General features: G+C 64.7%; 19 protein-coding genes and 1 tRNA gene. 12 read left to right on the forward strand and 8 right to left on the reverse strand.

Features of this window, described 5'->3' with window-relative positions; genetic code table 11:
- Positions 1-111: 111 nt before the first annotated feature.
- Complete coding sequence (locus AC0YKC_RS16295; RefSeq protein ID WP_320298499.1) at positions 112-1,434, reverse strand: DUF3422 family protein; 1,323 nt, start codon at positions 1,432-1,434, stop codon at positions 112-114.
- 207 nt (positions 1,435-1,641) lie between these two features.
- Between AC0YKC_RS16295 and AC0YKC_RS16300 the strand changes: the two genes are divergently transcribed.
- The 3 genes from AC0YKC_RS16300 to AC0YKC_RS16310 all read left to right on the forward strand — a co-directional run bounded on the left by AC0YKC_RS16300 (position 1,642) and on the right by AC0YKC_RS16310 (position 4,478).
- Complete coding sequence (locus tag AC0YKC_RS16300; protein WP_320298498.1) at positions 1,642-2,439, forward strand: FCD domain-containing protein; 798 nt, start codon at positions 1,642-1,644, stop codon at positions 2,437-2,439.
- Positions 2,440-2,456: 17 nt separating this feature from the next.
- Positions 2,457-3,596 carry an alpha-hydroxy acid oxidase gene (locus tag AC0YKC_RS16305; RefSeq protein ID WP_320298570.1) on the forward strand — a complete coding sequence of 380 codons (1,140 nt, stop codon included), beginning with the start codon at positions 2,457-2,459 and terminating at the stop codon, positions 3,594-3,596.
- Positions 3,597-3,710: 114 nt separating this feature from the next.
- A complete protein-coding gene (locus tag AC0YKC_RS16310; protein WP_488511773.1) occupies positions 3,711-4,478 on the forward strand; it encodes a metallophosphoesterase in 768 nt (255 codons plus the stop codon).
- 250 nt (positions 4,479-4,728) lie between these two features.
- Here AC0YKC_RS16310 and AC0YKC_RS16315 read toward each other — a convergent pair whose 3' ends face one another.
- Positions 4,729-4,860: a hypothetical protein gene (locus tag AC0YKC_RS16315; protein ID WP_263481599.1), complete on the reverse strand. Its 132-nt coding sequence runs from the start codon at positions 4,858-4,860 to the stop codon at positions 4,729-4,731.
- A 340-nt stretch (positions 4,861-5,200) separates the two neighbouring features.
- Positions 5,201-5,899 carry a type 1 glutamine amidotransferase gene (locus tag AC0YKC_RS16320; RefSeq protein WP_320298496.1) on the reverse strand — a complete coding sequence of 233 codons (699 nt, stop codon included), beginning with the start codon at positions 5,897-5,899 and terminating at the stop codon, positions 5,201-5,203.
- A gap of 85 nt (positions 5,900-5,984) precedes the next feature.
- On the opposite strand from AC0YKC_RS16320, the gene AC0YKC_RS16325 reads away from it, so the two are divergent.
- The 5 genes from AC0YKC_RS16325 to AC0YKC_RS16345 all read left to right on the forward strand — a co-directional run bounded on the left by AC0YKC_RS16325 (position 5,985) and on the right by AC0YKC_RS16345 (position 10,379).
- Positions 5,985-6,632, forward strand: coding sequence for a hypothetical protein (locus AC0YKC_RS16325; RefSeq protein WP_488511774.1), 648 nt, complete (start codon positions 5,985-5,987; stop codon positions 6,630-6,632).
- 31 nt (positions 6,633-6,663) lie between these two features.
- Entirely contained in the window at positions 6,664-7,398 is a 735-nt protein-coding gene (locus AC0YKC_RS16330; protein WP_488511775.1) for a 16S rRNA (uracil(1498)-N(3))-methyltransferase, read from the forward strand.
- Positions 7,399-7,604: 206 nt separating this feature from the next.
- Entirely contained in the window at positions 7,605-8,978 is a 1,374-nt protein-coding gene (locus AC0YKC_RS16335) for a glutamate--cysteine ligase (protein ID WP_488511776.1), read from the forward strand.
- 102 nt (positions 8,979-9,080) lie between these two features.
- Positions 9,081-10,121, forward strand: a complete 1,041-nt coding sequence (locus AC0YKC_RS16340) for a DUF937 domain-containing protein (RefSeq protein WP_488511777.1) — start codon at positions 9,081-9,083, stop codon at positions 10,119-10,121.
- 33 nt (positions 10,122-10,154) lie between these two features.
- Positions 10,155-10,379: a type II toxin-antitoxin system HicB family antitoxin gene (locus AC0YKC_RS16345; RefSeq protein ID WP_434721439.1), complete on the forward strand. Its 225-nt coding sequence runs from the start codon at positions 10,155-10,157 to the stop codon at positions 10,377-10,379.
- A gap of 184 nt (positions 10,380-10,563) precedes the next feature.
- Here AC0YKC_RS16345 and AC0YKC_RS16350 read toward each other — a convergent pair whose 3' ends face one another.
- On the reverse strand, positions 10,564-10,854 hold the full coding sequence (locus tag AC0YKC_RS16350) for a DUF1127 domain-containing protein (protein ID WP_488511778.1): 291 nt from the start codon (positions 10,852-10,854) through the stop codon (positions 10,564-10,566).
- Between the two features lie 238 nt (positions 10,855-11,092).
- On the opposite strand from AC0YKC_RS16350, the gene AC0YKC_RS16355 reads away from it, so the two are divergent.
- The gene (locus tag AC0YKC_RS16355; protein WP_434721437.1) at positions 11,093-12,049 is read left to right on the forward strand and encodes a LysR substrate-binding domain-containing protein; all 957 of its coding nucleotides are present in this window, start codon (positions 11,093-11,095) and stop codon (positions 12,047-12,049) included.
- 3 nt (positions 12,050-12,052) lie between these two features.
- Here the strand turns inward: AC0YKC_RS16355 and AC0YKC_RS16360 are convergent, their stop codons facing one another.
- Complete coding sequence (locus tag AC0YKC_RS16360; protein ID WP_488511779.1) at positions 12,053-14,263, reverse strand: bifunctional diguanylate cyclase/phosphodiesterase; 2,211 nt, start codon at positions 14,261-14,263, stop codon at positions 12,053-12,055.
- Positions 14,264-14,385: 122 nt separating this feature from the next.
- Here AC0YKC_RS16360 and xseA point away from each other — a divergent pair, with 122 nt between their 5' ends.
- Positions 14,386-15,951, forward strand: a complete 1,566-nt coding sequence (gene xseA, locus AC0YKC_RS16365; RefSeq protein ID WP_488511780.1) for an exodeoxyribonuclease VII large subunit — start codon at positions 14,386-14,388, stop codon at positions 15,949-15,951.
- 7 nt (positions 15,952-15,958) lie between these two features.
- Positions 15,959-17,077, forward strand: a complete 1,119-nt coding sequence (locus AC0YKC_RS16370; RefSeq protein ID WP_488511781.1) for a DmpA family aminopeptidase — start codon at positions 15,959-15,961, stop codon at positions 17,075-17,077.
- A 31-nt stretch (positions 17,078-17,108) separates the two neighbouring features.
- Here AC0YKC_RS16370 and AC0YKC_RS16375 read toward each other — a convergent pair whose 3' ends face one another.
- The 3 genes from AC0YKC_RS16375 to AC0YKC_RS16385 form a co-directional block, all read right to left on the reverse strand.
- Positions 17,109-17,360, reverse strand: coding sequence for a hypothetical protein (locus tag AC0YKC_RS16375; protein WP_320298486.1), 252 nt, complete (start codon positions 17,358-17,360; stop codon positions 17,109-17,111).
- A gap of 711 nt (positions 17,361-18,071) precedes the next feature.
- Positions 18,072-18,148: transfer RNA gene (locus tag AC0YKC_RS16380), tRNA-His, on the reverse strand.
- Positions 18,149-18,486: 338 nt separating this feature from the next.
- Positions 18,487-18,951, reverse strand: a complete 465-nt coding sequence (locus AC0YKC_RS16385) for a phasin (RefSeq protein WP_320298484.1) — start codon at positions 18,949-18,951, stop codon at positions 18,487-18,489.
- Positions 18,952-19,227: 276 nt separating this feature from the next.
- On the opposite strand from AC0YKC_RS16385, the gene AC0YKC_RS16390 reads away from it, so the two are divergent.
- The gene (locus AC0YKC_RS16390; RefSeq protein WP_488511782.1) at positions 19,228-23,181 is read left to right on the forward strand and encodes a PAS domain S-box protein; all 3,954 of its coding nucleotides are present in this window, start codon (positions 19,228-19,230) and stop codon (positions 23,179-23,181) included.
- The last annotated feature ends 64 nt before the right edge of the window (positions 23,182-23,245 follow it).

Here is a 23,245-nt window from a genome sequence, read left to right on the forward strand (position 1 = left end):
CCTGACGGTTTTGTTGCAAACGCTGCTTTGGTCCCACGCGACGGCGAGCGTAATGCCAGGCTTCCGCAGCGGCAATCTGCCGCTGGCCTCGCAACCCATCGAGGAGGAAGGTTATTCGCCCGGATGCTTCGCCGGCTCGGAATGCATTTTCCGCACCCGGCGCACGCCCCACCAGACCAGCAGTATGGCGACCGGCACGGACGCCGCGGTGACGACCTCGGGCGCAAAGGCGTGACCAAAGATCGAGGCGCCCTTGGCGACATAGCCGATGAGGCCGACGACATAATAGGATACGGCGGCCACCGACAGGCCTTCAACGGTCTGCTGCAGGCGCAGTTGCAGCCGGGCGCGATTGTTCATCGACGCCAGCAGGTCACGGTTCTGCTTCTCGACCTCGACATCGACCCAGGTGCGCAGCAGCGTGGTGGCGCGCGTGAGTTTTCGCGACAGGTTGGCCTGGCGCTCCTCGACCGAGCGGCAGGTGCGCATGGCCGGCGCCATGCGCCGCAAGAGGAAGCCCGCCCAGGTGTCAAAACCCTGTACAGGCTCTTCATCCAGCGCTTCGAGCCTTTCGGTGACGATGCCGTCATAGGCGCGGCTGGCGCCGAAGCGATAGAGGCTGGATGCGGCGTCGGCCTCGAGTTCGGCGGCGAGTTCGGTGAGGTCGGCGAGCAGCGTCTGGCTGTCGCGGGTTTCGACCGCCTTCATTTCCAGCGTGGTCTGCGCCAGGCGGTCCTCTATGCGGCGAGCGCGGCCAGACAGCGTCAACGCCAGCGGCAGCCCGAGCATCGCGAGCGTACGATAGGTTTCGATGTCGATCAGCCGCTGCGACAGGGCGCCGGTGCTGGCCGGCGTCAGACCGCGATCGAGCACCAACATGCGGGTCAGACCGTCGCCGTCCTGCCGGAAATCGGTGAGGATGGCGGCGGCGCCCCGCTCGACGAGCGAATAGCACAGGCTGGTTGGGTCGAAGCCGGCGATCAGCTTTTCGCTCGCCTGCGTCCATTTGCGGATCTCCAGGCGGATGCCGGAAATCACCGTGCCGGGTGGCGAGAAGCCATTGCCGAACGGCGAATCCTCCTGCCCCCGGCCGTTTTCGGCCAGTGGCCCTTCCCAGAGATAGGTCGAGAATTCCGTATGCCGCTCCCAGCGCAGCGTGCCCTTGCCCCATTTCATGGCATGGTGACGGGCTTGGCGGTCGGGCGCCGCGATGCCGAGGCGGCGCGACAGTTCGGACAGCACGGCATGATCGACGGCAGCGCCGCCTTCGGTCATGAAGGAAAGCTGGATGAGCACGCGCGGTTTTTCGATCAGCGGGTGCGGACGGGCATGGACCTCGCCCAACGCGCCAGGCCGCCCCTCATGCGCCGGGAAGCCCATGACACTGCCTTGGGCGCGCGGCTGGAACTCGATGTTGGACGTCTCGTCCGACACGGCTGGCCCCCTTGGTTTCGACCTTTCGTGCAATCGAGCCCTCTTGCGGCAATCGCCAACGCACGTAAACAGCAAATATTAGCGCTCGGGGATGGTGACGCATGACGGGTAATGCGACCGGGTCGGACGAATTGGATAAATAATTTGACCAGTTGGCGACAGACGCTTTAATCTGGACCACATCCGTCCCGTTCCCCAGGCGTCCCTTTGAGCGACATTTTCTCCAGGATCGAGCATTCGCGCACCGCCGACGAGGTTGTGCAGCAGATCGAGAGCCTGATCCTCGAAGGCGTGCTGCGCACCGGCGACCGGCTGCCGGGGGAGCGCGAACTGGCGCGCCAGTTCGACGTGTCGCGGCCGATCCTGCGCGATGCGCTGAAGGCGCTCGAAGGCCGAGGACTGCTGACGACCAAGGCCGGCGGCGGCACCCATGTCGCCGACGTCATCGGCCAGCTCTTCACCAAGCCTGTCACCGACCTCATCTCGACGCACCGCAAGGCGGTGACCGACTATCTGGAGTACCGGCGCGAGATCGAGGCGGTGGCGGCCGAATATGCGGCGCGGCGGGCGACGCCGGAAGACCTCGCGCTGCTCGACCGCATCATGGCGCGCATGGACGAAGCGCACCGGAACGGCGATTTCGACGACGAGGCGGAAATCGACGTCGAGTTCCATCATGCGGTCTGCGAGTGCGCGCACAACATCATCCTCCTGCACACGCTGCGCTCCTGCTACCGGCTGCTCTCCGAAGGCGTGTTCCAGAACAGGCTGCTGGTGTTCAGCGTGCCCGGCGCGCGCGAGGCGCTGCTCGAACAGCACCGGGCGATACATACAGCAATCAAGGCGGCAGACCCGATCGCGGCGCGCAAGGCCGCGATGGACCACATCACCTATGTCGAGCGCTCGATGGCGGAAGCCGAGCGCAGCGGCGACTGGCAGCGCGTGTCCAGGCTGCGCCTCAGGCAACGCTCGGACGACATCGAACCCACACGCAAACGCTCCTAGCCATCAGCGGGGAACCCATCATGAGCGAAATCCTCACCATCGCCGACCTCAAGGACCTGGCACGCCGCAGGGTGCCGAAGATGTTCTTCGACTATGCCGATTCCGGCGCCTGGACGGAGAGCACCTACCGGGCCAATGAAGAGGACTTCGCCAAGATAAAATTCCGCCAGCGCGTGCTGGTCGACATGAGCAACCGCTCGCTGGAAACGACCATGATCGGCGAGAAGGTGGCGATGCCGGTGGCGCTCGCGCCCACCGGGCTGACCGGCATGCAGCATGCCGACGGCGAGATGCTGGCGGCGCAGGCGGCGGAAGCGTTCGGCGTGCCGTTCACGCTGTCGACCATGAGCATCTGCTCGATCGAGGATGTCGCCTCGGCGACCAAGAAGCCGTTCTGGTTCCAGCTCTACGTGCTGCGCGACAAGGATTTCGTGCTCAACCTGATCGACCGCGCCAAGGCGGCGAAATGCTCGGCGCTGGTACTGACGCTCGACCTGCAGATCCTGGGACAGCGCCACAAGGATATCCGCAACGGGCTTTCGGCGCCGCCCAAGATGACGCTGGCCAACATCGTCGACCTGGCGCTGAAGCCGCGCTGGTGCCTGGGGATTGCCGCTACCCCGCGCCGCACATTCCGCAACATCGTCGGCCACGCCAAGGGCGTCGGCGACGTCTCTTCGCTGTCGTCCTGGACGACGGAGCAGTTCGATCCGCAGTTGTCATGGAAGGACGTCGCCTGGATCAAGGAGCGCTGGGGTGGCAAGCTCATCCTGAAAGGCATCCTCGACAAGGAAGACGCGCTGATGGCGGCCAAGACCGGGGCGGACGCGATCGTGGTCTCCAACCACGGCGGGCGTCAGCTCGACGGCGCCGCCTCCTCGATCTCGGTGCTGGAAGAAATCGCCGATGCGGTCGGCGACAAGATCGAAGTCCATATGGACGGCGGCATCCGCTCCGGCCAGGACGTACTCAAGGCGCTCTGCCTTGGCGCCAAGGGCACCTATATCGGCCGACCATTCCTCTACGGCCTCGGCGCGATGGGCAAGGACGGCGTCACCAAGGCGCTCGAAATCATCCGCAAGGAAATGGACGTCACCCTGGCGCTCTGCGGCAAGCGCCTCGTCACCGACATGGGCAAGGAGCAGCTCCGGCGGTAGGGTACAGCAAGCGCCACTATCGCCAACAGGGGGCAAGGACCGACTCCGCCGCTAGGGCGATGTTCACAGATCGGCGTTAGGTTCGGTCACAGCCTCGTCCCGGAAAACGCCACCTTGACCGAAACCGGCATCCATTACCTCGACGCGCGCGGGCCTGACGGCATGCGGCTCTACGCCATTGGCGACGTGCATGGGCGCCACGACCTGCTTGCCGCCATGCACCGGCGCATCGAGAGCGAACTGGAACACGCGCCCGGGTCGGACTGGCGCATCATCCATCTCGGCGACTATGTCGATCGCGGGCCGGATTCAAAGAGTGTCATCGATTTCCTGATCGAGTCGCAAAAGCGCGATCCGCGCAACATCATGCTCGCCGGCAACCACGATATCGGCATGCTCGAATTCCTCGCCGATGCCGAGCCGGACGGCCTGTTCATGAATTATGGCGGCGTCCAGACGGCGCAGTCATATGGCGTGGATTTCACGCGGGACATGCATTGGTTCGGCAAGGCGGAGGCCATCGCGCGGGGGCACATGGCCCTGGTGAAGGCGGTGCCGCCCAGCCATGTCGACTTCCTGCGGTCGCTGCCGTTCTCGGTCAGTTTCGGCGATTTCTTTTTCTGCCACGCAGGGATCCGCCCCGGTGTGCCGCTCGACAGCCAAAGCCGGCAGGACCTGATCTGGATCCGCGACGCGTTTCACGACCACCCTGGGCTTTATCCCAAAGTGATCGTGCACGGACACACGCCCGTGCCCGAAGCCGAGGTGAAGGCCAACCGCGTCAATGTCGACACGCTCGCCTGGAAATCGGGGACGCTGAGCGCGTTCGCCGTCAACGGCAGCGACAAGCAGATCATCGACGTGCAAGGCAAAGCGCTCTAAGGCGCATTGATATTCAGGTGAGGCCGGCCTGCGAATGACAGCTTTCTGCGCTTCCGGTGCTCACGTACTTCAGTACGCTCCGCTCCGGCCTTCGCCGGCCGAAGCTCTCACAAGTGTATTCGCTCTATGAAGGCTACGGCCGGCGTAGGCCGGTTCTCGAGAGCCGTCATTCTCGACTCGGCCTGACCTGAATCTCAACACACCTTCGGCGCGATCCCGGCTCGGACGTGCTGCCGATTTTGATGGAGGCTTAGTTCAGCGAGGCGGTGACGCCGTAGCCGTCGACGGCCCGGTGGTTGGTCGCTGCGTCGGCGGCATAGATACCCAAGCCGCAGAGCACGATGGCAGACAGCATGACAAAAGACAGGAGAGCTGCTTTCACGGACGTCATCTCTGGTTAAGCTTTCTGCATCTGGGCACGAGGCGGTTACCAATGCGTTGAAACGATAAAATGCGTCTCAATGTTTCGACGATTTCGCGCTTCTAAGCAGATTCTGTATCGCCGGTGTGTCGGCTGGATCACACAAAAGGTTCATGGCGGTTGCACCGGCGATACAAAGCGCGCCCTCTTAGGCGAGCAGCCGGACACAAACCAAGGAAGAAGAATGTTGTCCCCAAGCAGAAGCCCGCAGGCGTGCCAATTATGCCACGCTGCGTGCCAGGGCCGGCGCCGCTTAGGTGTGTTGAGGCCAGGCCGGCATCACCTGAGTATCGGCAAGCCTTTAGATCGTCGCCACCCAGGCGCGGGCGATCGCCAGCCCGGCGGCGTCGGCGTCTGCGCCATTGCGGGCCAGTTCGTCGTCGAGCCGGTCGTTCCAGTCGGGATGGCGCTCGGCGATCATTGCCGCGAAGGACGTGCTCCAATCGCGCACCATCGGCGTATCCGCCTCGAAGTGGAACTGGAAGCCGTAGACGGCGCGGCCGAGGCGGAAGGCCTGGTTTTCGGCTACCGCGCTTCCGGCCAGCCGCACGGCGTTTTCCGGCAGGCCGAACGTGTCGTCATGCCATTCGAAGATCGGGAATTTCTCGGGCAGCGCCGCCAGGACCGGGTCCGATTTGGCGGCCGGCGTCAGCGACACCTTATGCCAGCCGAACTCGGTGGCGCCACCGATCTGGTTGGTGCCGCCGAAGGCGCGCGCCACAAGCTGGCTGCCGAGGCATATGCCGAGCACCGCGCGATCCTTGTCGGCGAAATCGCGGGTCAGGTCCAGCAAGGCGGGGAAGTAGGGGCAGATTTCGTCGTCGAGCGCGTTCTGGGCGCCGCCCAGCATGACCATGGCGTCATGCTCGCTGCTGTCCTGCGGCAGCGTTTCGCCGTGGTAAGGCTTGCGCAGATCGATATCGGCGCCGGCCTCCACCAGCGCCGCGCCGATCTGGCCAAGGCCCTCATTATCGAAATTCTGGACGACCAAAACCCGCATCGAAAACCTGCTGACATGAAAATGCTGGGGCGAGCGATATCATGCGGCTCGCATTCCAGCCAAGATACGCAGCGGAGAGAAAGCTATGCCACTGCAGAACCGGGTCGATCCCTTCGGCGCCATCCATGCGGTGCCGGAACGTGGCTTGTTCACCGGCAATCGCGGCATCATCCACGATCCAGAGACCAGGACGCTGCTGAAGAAGCGCTGGGCCTTGCCGGCCTGGATCATCTGCGTGTGCCAGTTCCGCGATGTGCGGCGCGAGCCGATGGGCCGCAACCGGCCGGGCGGCAAGGCGGGCTGGACGGAATTGTTCTTCCTCGACGAGGTGAGCGCCTTAGCCGCCGGCCACCGGCCCTGCTTCTTCTGCCGGCGCGAACGGGCGACCGATTTCGTCGGCCGCTTCGGCGAGGCGTTCGGTATTGACGCGCCGCGCGCGCCGATGGTCGACAAGCGGCTGCACAAGGAGCGACTGGCTTCGGGCGGGAGGCCGCCTAGTGCGCACGTGGAAGACCTCGACAGCTTGCCAGACGGCTCCATGATTGCCAGTGGCGATACCGCCTATGCGATCCGCGCCGGCAAGGCACTCGAATGGTCGTTCGCGGGCTACGCCGCTCCCCTCACCTTCGAGCGCCTGGCAGGACAGAAGCTGCGGATGCTGACACCGGCGACCAGCGTTTCCGTATTGAAGCATGGTTTCACGCCGGTCTGGCATCCCAGCGCCGATACTTGACGCAGCCCGTCGCCTCACTCATTCCTCAGCGATGCGCGCCAACTATAAAATGCAGCGGCTGTTCGTGCCGGATGATCTTGAACCCGGCCTCGAATTCGACGCCGGACAGCAGCAGAGCCATTATCTCGCCCATGTGCTGCGGCTCGGCGAAGGCGCCGAGGTTCTGCTTTTCAACGGCCGCGACGGCGAGTGGTCGGCTGCGATCGCCGCAAAGTCCAAGAAGGCGGTCCGGCTGAAGGTGCTCGAGTTGCAGCGGCCGCAGCCGCCGTTGCCGGACCTCGTCTATTGCTTCGCGCCGCTGAAGCAAGGCCGGCTCGATTACCTGGTGCAAAAAGCGGTCGAGATGGGGGCCGGTGTGCTGCAGCCGGTCATCACCCAGCACACGCAGGTGGCAAAACCCGGCATCGAGCGGCTGCGCGCCAACGTCGTCGAGGCGGCCGAGCAATGCGGCATCCTGGCGGTGCCCGAGGTGCGCGAGGCGGAGAAACTGGAACGGCTGCTTGCCAATTGGGACAAGGAGCGGCGGCTGATCTTCTGCGACGAAGATGCCTCGACCAACAATCCACTGCCGGCCCTGCAAGCGGTCAAAGAGAAGAAACTTGCGCTTCTGGTCGGTCCGGAAGGCGGATTTTCCGACGACGAGCGCAAGATGCTGCGGGCCTTGCCTTTCGTCACCGCCATCCCGCTCGGGCCACGCATCCTGCGCGCCGACACAGCGGCGGTGGCAGCGCTTGCCGCGATCCAGGCGACGATCGGCGACTGGTGATCAAATCCTGTTGAGGCCTGGCTCAGGATTTTTTGCTTGATCGGCTGCTAACATTTCGTCCATCTAGCGCCGGCGGCCGTCCGGCCACTGCAGCACCGCGCCTCCTTTTCGTGGAGCAAGGGCCGCTGTAAAATTTAAAGTCTTGCGCAGGACCTCCAGCGGAAATCGATGCCGGTTTTCGGGGATCATGCGCACGGAGGGGCGAGATGGCGCGCGACACAACCGATACCCAGCCCATCGAAGGCATCGACGAACTCGTCGACTATCTGGCCGCGGGAAACAAGCCGCGCGAAAAATGGCGCATCGGCACCGAGCACGAAAAATTCCCCTTCTATGTCGACGGCAACGCGCCGGTGCCCTATGGCGGCGAGCGCGGCATCCGCGCCATCCTGGAAGGCATGCAGCAAAAACTCGGCTGGGATCCTATCATGGATGCCGGCCGCATCATCGGCCTCGTCGAGCCGACCGGCCAGGGCGCGATCTCGCTGGAGCCCGGCGGCCAGTTCGAGCTTTCCGGGGCGCCGCTGGAGTCGATCCATCAGACCTGCCGCGAGGGCAACGCGCATCTGGCGCAGGTGCGCGAGATCGCCGAGCCTATGGGGATCCGCTTCCTCGGCCTCGGCGGCAGCCCGAAATGGTCGCTGGCCGACACTCCGAAAATGCCGAAGTCGCGCTACGAGATCATGACGCGCTACATGCCGAAGGTTGGCACCAAGGGCCTCGACATGATGTACCGCACCTGCACGATCCAGGTGAATCTCGACTTCGAGAGCGAAACCGACATGCGCCGCAAGATGCAGGTGTCGCTGAAGCTGCAGCCGCTTTCGACGGCGCTGTTTGCCAATTCGCCCTTCACCGAGAGCCGGCCGAACGGCCTGCAGAGCTGGCGCGGCGACATCTGGCGCGATACCGACAACCAGCGCTCAGGCATGCTCGAATTCTGCTTCTCGCCCGATTTCGGCTTTGCCGACTATGTCGAATGGGCGCTCGACGTGCCGATGTATTTCGTCATTCGCGACGGCCACTATCACGACATGACGCGCTACACCTTCCGCCAGTTCATGGCGGGCGCGGCCCGCCACGAAGTCCCCGACGGCCTGCCGACGATGGGCGACTGGGCGAACCACCTCTCGACCCTGTTCCCCGACGTGCGCCTGAAGCGTTTCCTCGAAATGCGCGGCGCCGACGGCGGGCCGTGGCGGCGCATCTGCGCCCTGCCCGCCTTCTGGGTCGGGCTGCTCTATGACGAGCAGGCGCTTGACGCCGCCGAGACGCTAACCGCGAGTTGGACCTACGAGGAAGCGCTGGCAATGCGCAACGCCGTGCCGGAGCTGGGCATCGCCGCGCCGTTCCGCAACGCCACCTTGCGCGATGTCGCCCGCGACGTGCTCGCCATCTCGCGCACGGGCCTGAAGAACCGGGCCAGGAAGAACCGCGACGGCTATGACGAGACGTCCTTCCTCAACACGCTCGACGAGGTCGTGGCGCGCGGCACCACCAGCGCCGAGGAGATGCTGTCGGCCTACCACACGCGCTGGGGCGGTTCGATCGAGCCTGTGTTCATGGAATATGCCTATTAACCCGTCCGGCATGCGCCGAGCGGTTGGGCAGCAAATGCCGCTTCAATCGGTGATGGAAACGAACTAGGCTCTCCGACGAGGATATTGTCGGAGGAGAATCCAATGCCGTCCCTGTTCGACATTTTCGCCCAGGCCCAGAACGGCGCCGGCATGCAGGCGATGGCCCAGCAATACGGGCTTTCGATGCAGCAGACGCAGGCAGCGGTCCAGGCGCTGCTGCCGGCGTTTTCGCAAGGACTGCAGCGCAACACCGCCGATCCCTACGGAATGGGCGCCTTCATGACGGCGATGGCAAGCGGCCAGCACGCCAAATATTTCGAGGACGCCACCAGAGCCTTTTCGCCGCAAGGCATCGATGAGGGCAACGGCATTCTCGGCCATCTGTTCGGCTCGAAGGACCTGTCGCGCGCCGTGGCAGCCCAAGCCGCGCAGGCGACGGGACTGAGCCAGCAGGTGCTGCAGCAGATGCTGCCGGCAATGGCTTCGATGATGATGGGCGGGCTGTTCAAGCAGACCAACAATCAACTGAGTGGGGGGCAGATGCAGGCCGCCGGCGGCTTCGGTGGCGGCGGCAATCCACTCGGCGAGATCATCGGGGAGATGATGCGGCAAGGCGGCCTCGCGCCGACGCCGCAGACACGCCAGGCGCCGCAGCCGGCGCCCAATCCTTATGGCGAAAATCCACTCGGCAAAGTGCTGCAGGACATGTTCGGCGGCGGCGCGGCGCAGCAGGAGCCGCAGAGCCAACCCCGGCAGACGCCCAATCCCTACGGCGAAAACCCGCTTGGCAAAGTGCTGCAGGACATGTTCGGCGGCAGTGCGGCGCGGCAGCAGACTCAACCGCAACAGACGCAAAGCCCGTATAGCGACAATCCGCTCGGCAAGATCTTCGAGGAGATGCTGCGCCAGGGCGGCGGCGGTTTCGGCCTGCCTGGCGGACAGCCGGCGCCGCAGCCGCAACAGCGGCAACCGCAGCAAAGCGCGCCGCAACAGCCGCAGACCAACCCGAGCGGCCGGCCGCGAAACCCGTTCGACGACATCTTCGGCAAGATGTTCGAGACCGGCGCGCAACAGCGCGACGACTACCAGAAGGGCGTGGAATCGATCTTCGACCAGTTCAAGCGCGACATGGACCGGCGTTAGGTCTCAAACACCTCAGAGCGCCTTCCGTAAAGCATGACGGACAAGCTTGAATACCCTGTCGTCATCGCACCACTCTCGACTGAGGACGGTGGCGGGTTCTCCGCTTATGTCCCGGATCTTCCCGGTTGCATGAGCGATGGCGAAACTCCCGAGGAGGCCATCGCGAATGTTCAAGATGCTATCGCGGCTTGGATAGAAGCGGCGAACGAGCTTGGTCGATCGGTGCCAAGACCATCGAGAAAACTGGCTTTCGCCTGATCCCCTGAAGCAATACTCGAAAAAGGCACAGCCTAAAAAAATGCCCGTCCTGGAGGAGGAACCGGGCAATGTGCAGGCTGGCCGGCGGGGAACCGGCAGGGAGTGTGGGAGCCTGCATGAGACTTGGTCGCGCCGAGCCGTGAAAAGGTTCAACGCGACCGGAAATCCAGAGCAACGCGGCCGTTCAGGCGACCTGACGAGCAAGATCCTCGATCGTGTCGGCGCGCTCGCTGGCGATCGCGCGCAGCTTCACGGTCGGGTCGCGGCCGAAAGGAATGGCGACAGCGACATGAAGGTCGGCGCGGGTCAGACCGATATCGGCAAGCTCGGCATCCGACATCTCGCCCAGGCGATAGAAGGCGCGGCGATTTTTCCAGGCGACATAGGTATTGGCGAGAGCATTGAGCACGCGCGTCGCAACGGCCGGACGCGTGGTGATGCGCGGGGTCTCGGAAGCGAATTCAATCGTGGTCATGTCAGTCTCTCCTTCCAGGAGTCGAGCGGACGAAACCATGCAACCGGCGCCTTGGGAGAACCGCCGTTCCGGTTTCGATACTGTTAAAGTGATGCATGTCGTTGTCCCCAAAACCGGGGCCACTTTTGGGCGACATGCATTGCCTTCATGTGGACAGTGCCAATTTGCCATCACGCGATTGATTAATCCAACGAATGTTTTTAATCTCTAGCATCAACATCAATGATGGGTTGGACCGATGAAAGCGCCGCTCGACCTCGATCAGTTGCAGACCTTCATCTCGATTGCCGATACGGGAAGCTTCACTCGCGCCGCCGAAGAGGTGCACCGGACGCAGTCGGCCGTGTCGATGCAGATGCGGCGGCTGGAGGAGCGGATCGGCAAGCCGCTGTTCGAAAAGGACGGCCGCACCAACAAGCTGACCGAGGAGGGGGACAGGCTGCTTTCCTATGCGCGGCGGCTGATCTTTCTCAACCGCGAGACGCTGGCCGCCTTCGACGACCAGCGGCTCGAAGGCACCATCCGCATCGGCACGCCTGACGATTATGCCGACCGCTTCCTGCCCGAGATCATGGCGCGCTTCTCGCGCTCCAACCCGCGCGTCGAGCTGACGGTGGTCTGCGAGCCGACGCCGGGGCTGGTCGAGCACATCAAGCGCGGCAATCTCGACCTGGCGTTGGTGACGCATAACGACACGCGCGGCCAGTCGGAAGTGGTACGGCGCGAACCGCTTTTGTGGGTTACCTCGGCCAACCACGCCACGCATGAACAGGAAACCCTGCCGATGGCGTTCGGCCGGCCGAACTGCATCTGGCGGCGCGCCGCGGTCGATGTGCTCGACCGGCAGGGCCGCGACTACCGCGTGCTGTTCTCCAGCTTCTCGGCTACCGTGATCACCGCGGCGGTGCTCTCCGGCCTGGCGGTCTCGGTGCTGCCGGAATGCGCGCTGCGGCCAGGCATGCGCGTGCTCGGCGAGGCCGATGGTTTCGGCCAGTTGCCGGACTGCCGCATCGGCATCATGCGCGGCCAGACCTCGCAGCCGGAGATCGTCGATGCCTTGGCCCGTCACATCGCCGAGAGCCTCGACAACATTTCCGTGCCGGTCAGCGAGGAGGCGGGAAGTTTCGACTTCGCCGCGCTCGCCTTCGCCAAGATGAAGCGGGTCAAGGCGAACCAGATCATGCCCGGCTGGTAGACGTCAGGCGCGGGCCACGGAACGTTCCCGGTCGGCGGACGAGAGACCCGGCAGCGCAAGCAATTGGCCGGGCTCCAGCGGCGGCGACAGCAGATAGCCCTGCAACTGGTGGCAGCCCATGCCGACCAGCAGGGCCTTTTGCGTGTCGGTCTCGACGCCCTCGGCGGTCACCTCGACCTTGAGCGCCAGCGCCAGCTCGATCAGCGTCTTGGCGATTGCGCGGGCGCTTTGGTCCTCGTCGAGCAGACGCACGAAGGACCGGTCGATCTTCAACTTGTCGATTGCCCGACGGCGCAGATAGCTGAGCGAGGAATAGCCGGTGCCGAAATCGTCGAGCACGATGCGCACGCCGGACTGGCGCAGCGCGGCAATCACCGCGCCGATCGTGTCATTGTGCTCGAGCAGCACGCTTTCGGTGGTTTCGAGCTGCAGGCGGGACGGGTCGAGCCCGGTTTCTCTCAGGATCGCGGCGACCTCTTCGGCAAAGCCGACGTCACGCAGCTGCATCGGCGAAATGTTGACGGCGATCCACGGCAATTCGGTCGCGACGGCAAAGCGGCAAGCCTCGCTCAGCGCCCATTTGCCGAGCTCGCCGATGAGGCCACGCTCTTCGGCGATCGCGATGAATTGCGCCGCCGGCAAGGCGCCATGCACTTCATGCCCCCAGCGGATCAGCGCTTCGGCGCCCAGTATGCCGCGGCCGTCGGCGGCGAAAACCGGCTGATATGCGAGCTTTATGCCACCTTCGCCCTCCAGCGCCTTGCGGAGCTCGGATTCGACCTTGCGCTTGCGCAACAGGAGATCGTCCATGTCGCCGGCAAACACCTCGTAGCGGCCGCGACCGTTCTTCTTGGCCTCGTAAAGCGCGATGTCGGCCTTGCGCAACAGGTCGTCCGCGTCGGTATCCGATCCAGACGACAGCGCGATGCCGACGCTGGCGCTGACGAAGACCTGGTCGTCGATCAGCCGGAACGGCTCGCGCAGCTTCAAGAGCAGCCTTTCGGCGATGTCCTCGGCACTGCCGACGTCGGGAACGTCGAGCAGGATGATGGCGAACTCGTCGCCGCCGAGCCGCGCGACGGTGTCGACTTCGCGGATCGTGTGCTTGAGCCGCGCCGCCGTCTGGCGCACGAGCTCGTCGCCGGCCGGATGGCCGAGCGTGTCGTTGATGTGCTTGAAGCGATCGAGGTCGAGGTAGAGCAGCGCGACGCGCGTTCCCTCCTGGCTGGCGAAGAGCAGCATGCGCCGCAAGCGGTCTTCGAACAGCGCCCGGTTGGGCAGGCCGGTGAGCGTGTCGTGGAAGGCAAGATATTGCGCCTGGTCCTGGCTGGTTTGCAACGCGGCCGAGGCGCGACGCAATCTGCGCAGCAGGAACATCAGGACGCCACCTCCCAGAAGCAGCGCGATCGCCAAGGCCGGCGCAGTCTGACGCACCAAAGTGAGGCCGGGCCTCAACTGGTCCCAGCTGATGTATCCGAGGATGACGCCGCGGGAATCGATCAGCGGTACGGCTGCGGCGCCCGTCGGCTGCGACAGCGGTACCAGCCGCGCCCCCTCGAGCAGGTATTTTCCGGCGATCCTGCCGATGACGGCATCATTGATGAACTCGGCCGAGACATGCAGATATTCTGTGCCAGTCGCCTGGGTGACACGATCCGTGCTCGGCACGAGCGGCATGATGCTCAGGATCGCGGGCTTCCCCTGGAGCGAGACAAGATCCTGCGCGACCATCTTGGCCGACTGCCCGGAGACGCCGGCCTTGGGCGGCTCAGCCAACATGTGGCGCAGCCTCTCTATGGTCGGCCGCAATTCCGGCTCGTCCTCGCCGAAAGCCGACGCCTCGACGACCTTGCCTTCCCGCATCGCATGGATCGCATTGTTGGCTGCGTCGAGAATGTAGACCCGGTTGTGGCCGTAGTAGGTGTACATCCACGTGCTGAGGTTTTCCTCGATCCAGGCCTGATTGCCCGCCCTCACATTGGTTACTGAATCATCCCAGACGGTCACGCTTTCCTGTTCGCGCTGGACCGCAGCGATCTGGTCCTTCAGGCCATCGGCTATGAAAATCTTCTGTCGTTCGAGCGAGGCCTCATCAGCCTGATTGGCGGCGTAGAAGCCGAAGCCGACGACGATGGCCAAAGCGAAAGCGGCGAGCGTCAGCACGGTCAGCGTGACCTGACGCGTCAACGGGCTGCTGTTGTGGCGTGCGCTCATCACGTCCCCGGCCGGCTCTCCTGGCGCGCCAGTCAAAGCAAATCGGGCTTAAAATCGCGTTATAATATTAGCGAGGTTTGTCCCGGCTTGACGGGCGCCGATAAGCGTTCCCCAATCGCCAAATGAGTGAAACAGCAACCGAATCACGCAGCAACGCCACCGAATACACGGTGAGCGAGATTTCCGGCGCGCTGAAGCGCACTGTCGAGGACGCCTTCGGCAATGTACGGGTGCGTGGCGAGATTTCCGGCTATCGCGGCCCGCATTCGTCCGGCCACGCCTACTTCGCATTGAAGGACGACCGTGCGCGGATCGATGCCGTGGTCTGGAAGACCACGATGGCGCGGCTGAAATTCCGTCCCGAGGAAGGCATGGAGGTGATCGCCAGCGGCAAGCTGACGACCTATCCCGGCAAGTCCAACTACCAGATCGTCATCGACAATCTGGAACCGGCGGGCGCCGGCGCGCTGATGGCGCTGCTTGAGGAGCGCAAGCGCCGGCTGCAGGCCGAAGGCCTTTTCGATGCCGGCCGCAAGCGGCGGCTGCCGTTCATGCCTCAGGTCATCGGCGTCGTCACCTCGCCGACCGGCTCGGTGATCCGCGACATCATCCACCGCATCAAGGACCGGTTTCCGCTTCATGTGCTGGTTTGGCCGGTGAGGGTGCAGGGCGACACGACGGCCAAAGAAGTGACCGCGGCCGTCAACGGTTTCAACGCGTTGACATGGGACGGACCCATCCGCCAGCCAGACGTTCTGATCGTGGCGCGCGGCGGCGGCAGCCTCGAAGACCTCTGGGGTTTCAACGACGAAGGACTTGCGCGCGCCGTTGCGGCGTCCGGCATCCCGGTGATCTCGGCCGTCGGGCACGAGACCGATACGACTTTGATCGACTTTGTTGCCGACATGCGCGCGCCCACGCCGACGGGCGCGGCCGAGATCGCCGTGCCGGTCAGGGCGGACCTGGAGGCCACCTTGGCCAGCCTCGGCGCGCGGCTCAACGCCTGCGCCTCGCGGCATCTGGAGCGCAAACGCCAGGCAGTGCGCGCCGCGGCGCGCGCGCTCCCCTCGCCCGACCAGTTGCTGGCGCTGCCGCGCCGCCGCTTCGACGATGCGACAAGCCGGCTGGGCCGCGGGCTGACGGTGAATATCGAGCGCAAGCGGGCAACGCTGGAACGGCAAAGGCTGACGCCGGCGACGCTGTCGCGGCGCCTCAACGAAGCGCGCACTCTGACCGGCCGCGACATTGCCCGGGCGCGAGCCGCGTTCTTCGCCATCGTGCGCGAGCGACGCACGCGCTTCCAGCGCACATCGACGCGCCTGTCGCCGGCGCCGATCGTGCGGCGCCAGAAGCAGCAGGCCGACATGCTGGCCGCGCTGACACGCCGGCAGGACCAGGCGACGGCGCGGCGGCTCGACCGGCTGCGCGCGGCGCTGACCCAGGCGGACCGGCTGCTGTCGACGCTGTCGCACAAAGCCGTTCTGGCGCGCGGCTTCGCGCTGGTCAAGGACGCCGACGGCACCGTCATCAAGCGGGTCGCGGAGCTGGCGCCGGGTGCCGCGCTGCAGCTGGAATTCGCCGACGGCAATGCCGAAGCCATCGCCACCGGCGGCGGCGCGCGGCCGAAGCTGGCCGCTAAGTCTACAGCGAAGGCCAAGGAGCCGGGCAATCAGGGCTCGTTGTTCTGAGGTTTCCATGAGCAATCACGACCCGCATCTTCGCACCCCTTCGGGCAAGCCGCGCCTTCGTTCATTCGGTATCGCGCCGGACGGCACGCCTGGACGCTTCAATGCGATCACCGACGTTCCGGGCGTGTCGGTGGGCTATACGACGCTGATTTCAGGCGACGGTCCCTTGCAGGTCGGCATCGGCCCGGTGCGCACCGGCGTCACCGCCATCCTGCCGAGGCCGGTTCAAGACCTCGCCACGCCGGTGTTCGCCGGGGTGTTCAGCCAGAACGGCAATGGCGAGCTGACCGGGACGCATATCATCGAGGAAACCGGCGCCTTCAATTTTCCGGTCACCATCACCAACACGCATTCCTGCGGCGTCACCCGCGACGCCACGCTGCGCTGGATGCACAAGGCGCTGCCAGCCGCGCTCGACAGCGCCTGGGGCCTGCCGGTGGCGGCAGAGACCTATGACGGCTTCCTCAACGACATCAACGGCCATCATGTCGGCTTCGAGCATGTCGCCGCAGCGCTCGAGAACGCCGGTGGCGGGGCCATCGAGGAAGGCAGCGTCGGCGGCGGCACCGGCATGATAACCTTCGGCTTCAAGGCCGGATCCGGCACCGCCTCGCGCATCGTCGAATGGCAGGACAGGCGTTATACGCTTGGCGTGTTCGTGCAGTCGAATTTCGGCAAAAGGCAGAATTTCACCATTCGTGGCCGGCGCATCGGGCCGGAGCTTGCCGACCCGGCGATCCGCGAGGCCACGGCCCGCGCCGAAAAGGGTTCAATCATCGCTGTCGTCGCCACCGACGCGCCATTCCTGCCGCATCAGATGAAGCGGCTCGCCCGGCGCGTGCCGCTCGGCATCGCCATGACCGGCGGCTTTGGCTACCACAGTTCGGGCGACATTTTTCTCGCCTTCTCGACCGCCAATCCGGAGGCCGCGCTGGGAGCTTCCGGTCGCATCGCCAGCGCGCAGTTCATCCCAGACGTCGACATCGACCCGTTCTTCGACGCGGTCGTGCAAGGCGTAGAAGAGGCGATCCTCAACGCATTGGTGGCGAATGAGGATATGACCGGACGCGACGGCAACTTCGTGCCGGCGCTGCCGAAGAAATGGCTGAAGGAAAAATTCGGATAGAAATGACCGCCGGCCTGTCGCAGGCGGGTATTTATTCCGCCGGCTTGTCGGGCTTCGCTTCGCCGGTGCTCTCTTCGGCGGCTTCCTCGAGGCGCGACGCGATCAACTCCTGGATGTCGCCGACCTCTTCCTGGATGTCTTCCAGGAGAATGCCTGCCTCGGCAGCCTTGGCGCAGCACTCCTTGGCGAGGGTCTCGGCCTGCTCGATCTTGATCGGCGAATGCTGGCATTGGACTTTCTCGCCAATCCATCCGCGCAAGAACTCGATCGCATGTTCACTCATACTGCTTCTTCCCTGGCGGCTAAGCCGGTTGGTAGCTATGAACGTCCACATCCCGCAAAGGATGCATGCCCCATTCGAACCGAGTCGGCCTCGACCGGCAAGACGTCTTGCCCGCGGGACAAGAGATCTTGCCCGTTGTACGCGAAACCGAAGGAATGGAAGGGTTCAAGGTGCACGTTCAGATCGTTGAGAATGATGAGATCGTTGACTGGGGTCGATAGAAGGGCCGCTGTTGTTTTTGCTTGCTTTTTTCTATCTCTGACAACGCATTTGTATCACAAACCGTATCATGGCTTCCCGGTCAACGTTGCCCCGGCCTCAGCCTGAGCAGGCGCTATATAGTGATATCCTGATGCAATGTCGACTCGGGGTCCGACATCCGGGCGATTACCTCCCCAGAAGATTGCGCTCGACCGTCCTCAGATGCGTCAGCATCGCGTTGCTGGCGCCTTCGGAGTCGCGCGCCAGCAGCGCATCCAGAACGACCTGGTGCTAGCTGCAATAGGTGGCGCGGCGTTCCTCCGAGAAGGTACGCTTCTTCATCTCGAACCACGGCCGCTGATTGCGCAGGATGCGCATGAGATTGTGGATCTCCTTGAGGACAGGCGATCTTGTGCGCCTCGCGCACGGCGTTCAATTCGCCGGCGCTTGCATTGGTCGCGGCGCAATCGAAATCGCAATTTACGGCGATAAACCAGCAATCCAAATCGATGGTACCGTTGGCTGGGATCGAACCAGCGACCTCCGGATCCACAATCCGGCGCTCTAACCAGCTGAGCTACAACGGCACGCTTGCCTGAGCTTGATCGAGGATGCTTCCTTCTCCGTGATCCGCTCTGTCGTTCGGCGATGCGTCAAATACGGGCTATCGGATTCTAATTCAAGGGCTTTGATAAGGGAAAGGACGGGTTTCCTCATCCGCCTGCGTCAAGGCAAAAGAAAAGGCCGGCGGGAGGAGGTGCCGGCCTTTTCCTGTTACGAGCCAGCGGGAGGAGGTGCTGGCTGGTCACCCCGGAAACGGAGGGAGGAGGTTCCATTTCCGGGTATCTGGTTGTTCAAACCATCGCATCTCTATTTGTCTGATGAAATGCGGCGTTTTGATGCAGCGCAAAATTGAGCGCTGAAATTAGGCAGCCTTGACGTCCTTCATCGCCTTCTCGAAGGCGCTCTTGACCGGCTTGGAGACGTCCTCGACCGCCTTGGTGGCAACGGTCTGGAACTCCTTGGCCTGCTCGACGGCCATTTCAACGCGCTTGCGCAGGAAGGAGGTCTGCAGCTCGACGACTTCCGAAAGGGTCTTGGCACCGACCAAGGCTTCGAGGTGCGAGAAGCCGGCCTCGGCATTGGCGCGCAACGCGGCGATGGCCTTCAGCGAAACGTCGCTGGAAACGGTCTTGGCGGTCTCGTAGGTCGACTCCAGAACCTTCTGGGTCTCCTCGGCGCCGGTCTTCAGCTTGGCATAGGCTTCCTTCGACTGCTCGACGCCCTTCTCGGCGAAGGCGCGGATCTGGTCGGTGGCCTTGGAAGCGTCGAAGCTCGGGAATTCAACGTTTTCGATGGTCTCTGCGGTCTTGGTGGTGGTCTTGGACATTTTCCAACCTTTCGGGGCAGCGGCTTTGACAGAAAGCCGTCTCGTTCATGTATGATGGCAATATAAAGGATTTTTTGTGCATTGCAATATCTTTGTTGCACTGCACCATAAAAATCTTCCCATACGTTAGGTACCAAGGCGTTAGCCACAGGGCCGTTAACCAAGAGCCCAGAGATTTCGACCGATGCAAGCCCAGGCTTGTGGACCTTGGGGCCACAGGCTTTTATTAACAAAGCGTTAACTGAAAAATGCCCGCTCCGGAGGGTTGGCCAGCGCATGCCGCCTGAAAACTACTCCTTCCTCGACGTCGCCGTGCTCGACGCGGTGCGCCAGCGCTTTGCCGCGGGCGATGCCTTGGCCATCCTGTCGGTCGACCTCGAACAGGTGATCTGGGCGAACGGCCCGGGGGCGTCGGCGTTCGGCTATCCGGATATCGAGGCCATCATCGGCGCCTCGGCGCGGCTGCCGCTGATCGCCCGGCGGCAGATCATGGCGACCAGCGGGTTTCCGGACATCGGCAGCGACCGCGCCATCACGGTGAGGCTGGCCACCGGCATGGTGAGCCGCGCCGTCGGCTTCCTGGCCAGCGCCGTGACGATGCCGGATGGCGAGAAGGCAATTCTGCTCGCGTTACCGGCGGCGCGGACCAGTTCGCGCAGCGCCGGCGAAATCGCCAGCCGCGCCATCGGCGGCTTTACCGAGACGGGGCATTTCATCGCCTTCGTCGACGCGCAAGGCGATGTCGAGGCAGCCTCGGACGGCTTTGCGGCGCTCGGTATCGAGCCGCGGACGCTGGCCGCCCTGGTCGCGGATGTGGCAATCAGCGGCGACCGCGTCGTCAAGCGCCTGGTGCCGGGCACCAATACCTCCTACCCGGCCGGTTTTGCGCAGCTCACCGACACGCGCCATCTGCTGGTGGTGATCGACGAAAACCAACTCGACGATTCGGATGGCGGGCAAGACGATCGGCCGGCCGCCGAGCTGGACGATCAGGCCGGCGACCAACAGGGTGCAGCGCCAGAGGCCGTTGTCGCTACGCCGCCGGGTGAAAGCCCGGTCGCGCCCGCACCCCAGTCCGCGCCGGAGAACCCGGTGCCGGTCGTGGCGGCTGGCGAAGAGGCCGAGCCAGTCCAGGAGGCTCCCGACGGCGATGCACCGCCTGACGCGGAGACCTTGGCCGACCAGCAGCCCACCCGGACCGAGCATCAGGCAAACGCCGCCGACTCCAGCAGGCAGGCCGCCGATGCGGGCGCCGGCCAGCACGACCATTGGTACTTCAATGCCGGCAACGAAGATGCCGCGCATGCTCAACCGGCAGCGCCGGCGAAGGGCGTGCCGGAGGGGGAAGCCACGGCTGAAGGCCAGGATGGCCGCGACGTGGCCGCACGCGAAACCACCACATCGGCCCAGCCGGCCCCGCCCCGCGACATCGACCGCTCCGCGCCGCCGCTGCGCTTCGTCTGGCGCACCGACGCCGAAGGCCGGTTCAGCGCGCTGTCGCCCGAATTCGCCGACATCGTCGGCCAGCCTGCCGCCGATGTGATCGGCCGCCGCTTCAGGGACGTCGCAGCCACGTTCGGCCTCGACGCCTCGGGCGAGATCGCCGGCCTGCTCGACCGACGCGATACCTGGTCCGGCCGCTCGGTGCTGTGGCCGGTGGCCGGAACCAGACTGAAGATCCCGGTCGATCTGGCGGCGCTGCCCGTCTATGGCCGCAGCCGCGCCTTCGAGGGTTTTCGCGGCTTCGGCGTCGCGCGCAGTGCCGACGCCGTGGTCGATCCGGAGGCGCTTGGCATGGCCCTGGTGCCGAATGCCGCGCCTGCCGGGGCCGAGCCGCCAGCCGAACAGCCACGCTCCGAGCAGACGGCGCCGGAACAGCCAACGTCTGAAGACCCCTTCCAGGGCGAAGTGCCGGCATTGACGATCGTGCCGAAGCCGGAGCGGCGCTTCGCCGACAAGGTGATAAGGCTGGCCGAGCATCGCCAGCCGGCCAACGACAAGCAGCCGGGAAGCGACACGCCGGCAAATCAAAGGAGCCTGTCGATCCTCGAGCGCAGCGCGTTCCGCGAGATCGGCGAGCGGCTGCGCAAGGACAGCGCCACGCCTGCCGAGGAACGCGCCGCCGAAGCCGACAAGCAGCCCGACGCGGCGGAGCACGACGGTTCGGTGAGGGAAGCGAGCCCGGCATCCGCAGCGCAAGCCCCGGAAGCCGATGACGCAAAGGCCGATGCGGAGGCCGTGGAAGCGGAGACCGAGGCGGAAGGCCAGGAAGATCTGGCGCGACTCGACGGCATCGACGATGCCCCCGAGACGGCCGACACCGGCCAGGCCGAGACCTCGGCCGTTTCCGGCTCGCTGCTCAGCTATGCCGACGGCGAAGAACCCACGGAAGAAGCCGGCATCGCGGCCGTTTCCGAGAGCGAGCAAGCGGAGGGCGCCCGGCAGGCCGCCGAACCTGCCGCCACGGAACCGCAGCAGCCGGTCGAACAGCCTGCGGCGGGGCCGGTAGCGGCCACGCAGTCCGCCCCTGGCGGGACGGCCGACGACGACGACATGACGGCGGACGATTTCCGCGACGCGCAAGACAATGAGGATTGGGCAGGCTCCGACGCGGATGCCACCGCGGCCGCGGAAGAACAGCCGGAAGAAGCGCCGGCGCGGCCACGCCTCGACGTGCCGCCGCTCAAACTCTCGGGTTTCGTGCCGTCCGCTCTTTCGACCGGAGAGGAAGCCAAGGCGCCCGATACGTCCATCCTCGCCAGGCTGCCGGTGCCGCTGCTCATCCATTCGGGCGACGTACTGCATTATGCCAACGAAGCCTTCCTCGAACTCACCGGCTACGATGCGGTGGACGACCTCGCGGATGCGGGCGGCCTGGGCGCGCTCTTCGCCGACCCATATGCCGAGGACACAGCGACGGACGAAAGCGACCACTCGCTGAAGCTCAAGACCCGCAACGGCCAGGAATTCCCGATCGACGCGCTGCTGCGCTCCGTGCCGTGGCTCGGCGGCAAGGCGCTGATGCTGGTGGTGCGGCGTTCCGGCGAGGACGACGGGGCGCATTTCACCGCCGCCAACGACGAACCGGCGCTGCAGCCGGACGTGCCGGAACTGAAGTCGCGCATCGCGGAGATGCGCACCATCATCGACACCGCCACCGACGGCGTCGTGCTGATCGGCCGCGACGGCAACATCCGCTCGATCAGCCGGCCGGCGGAAGCACTGTTCGGTTTCGACAGCGACGAGGTCGCCGGCAAGCCCTTTGCCTCGCTGTTTGCCATAGAAAGCCAGCGCGCGGCGCGCGACTATCTCGCCGGCCTTTCGGAGCCGGGCGTGGCGAGCGTCTTGAATGACGGTCGCGAGGTCATCGGCCGCGAGGCGCAGGGACGTTTCATCCCGCTGTTCATGACCATCGGCCGGCTGCCCAACGACAGCGGCTTCTGCGCCGTGGTGCGCGACATCACGCAATGGAAACGGGCTGAGGAAGACCTGACGCAGGCGCGCGCGGTGGCCGAGCGCGCCTCCTCGCAGAAGACGGATTTCCTGGCCCGCATCAGCCACGAGATCCGCACGCCGCTCAATGCCATCATCGGCTTTTCCGAGCTGATGGTGGACGAGAAATTCGGCCCGATCACCAACGACCGCTATCGCGATTACCTGCGCGACATCAACCGGTCGGGCAACCATGTGCTCGACCTCGTCAACGACCTGCTCGACATCTCGAAGATCGAGGCCGGCCAGCAGGAGATGGATTACGAAGCGGTGTCGCTCAACGACACGCTGGCCGAGACGGTGGCAATGATGCAGCCGCAGGCCAATCGCGAGCGCGTCATCATCCGCTCCAGCTTCGCCTCGCGGTTGCCGGAAGTGGTGGCAGATCTGAGAAGCGTGCGCCAGATCGCCCTCAACATCCTGTCCAACGCCATCCGCTACACCCAGGCCGGCGGCCAGGTGATCGTCTCGACCGCTTACGAAGCCTCGGGCGATGTCGTCATGCGCGTGCGCGACACCGGCATCGGCATGACCCCGGCCGAGATCGAGCAGGCGCTGAAGCCGTTCAAGCAGATCAATGCGTTGAAGCGCGGACGCGGCGACGGCACCGGCCTCGGCCTGCCGCTGACCAAGGCCATGGTGGAGGCGAACCGCGCGCGTTTCGCCATCACCTCGACGCCTGGCGAAGGAACCCTGGTCGAGGTCGCCTTCCCCTCGACCCGCGTGCTTGCCGAATAAACATCGCAGGACAAGGCGCGGCCAAAGAAAAAGGCGTCCAAGAGGACGCCTTGAGAAATGGGAT

The organism is Mesorhizobium sp. CNPSo 4661, from assembly GCF_057784215.1.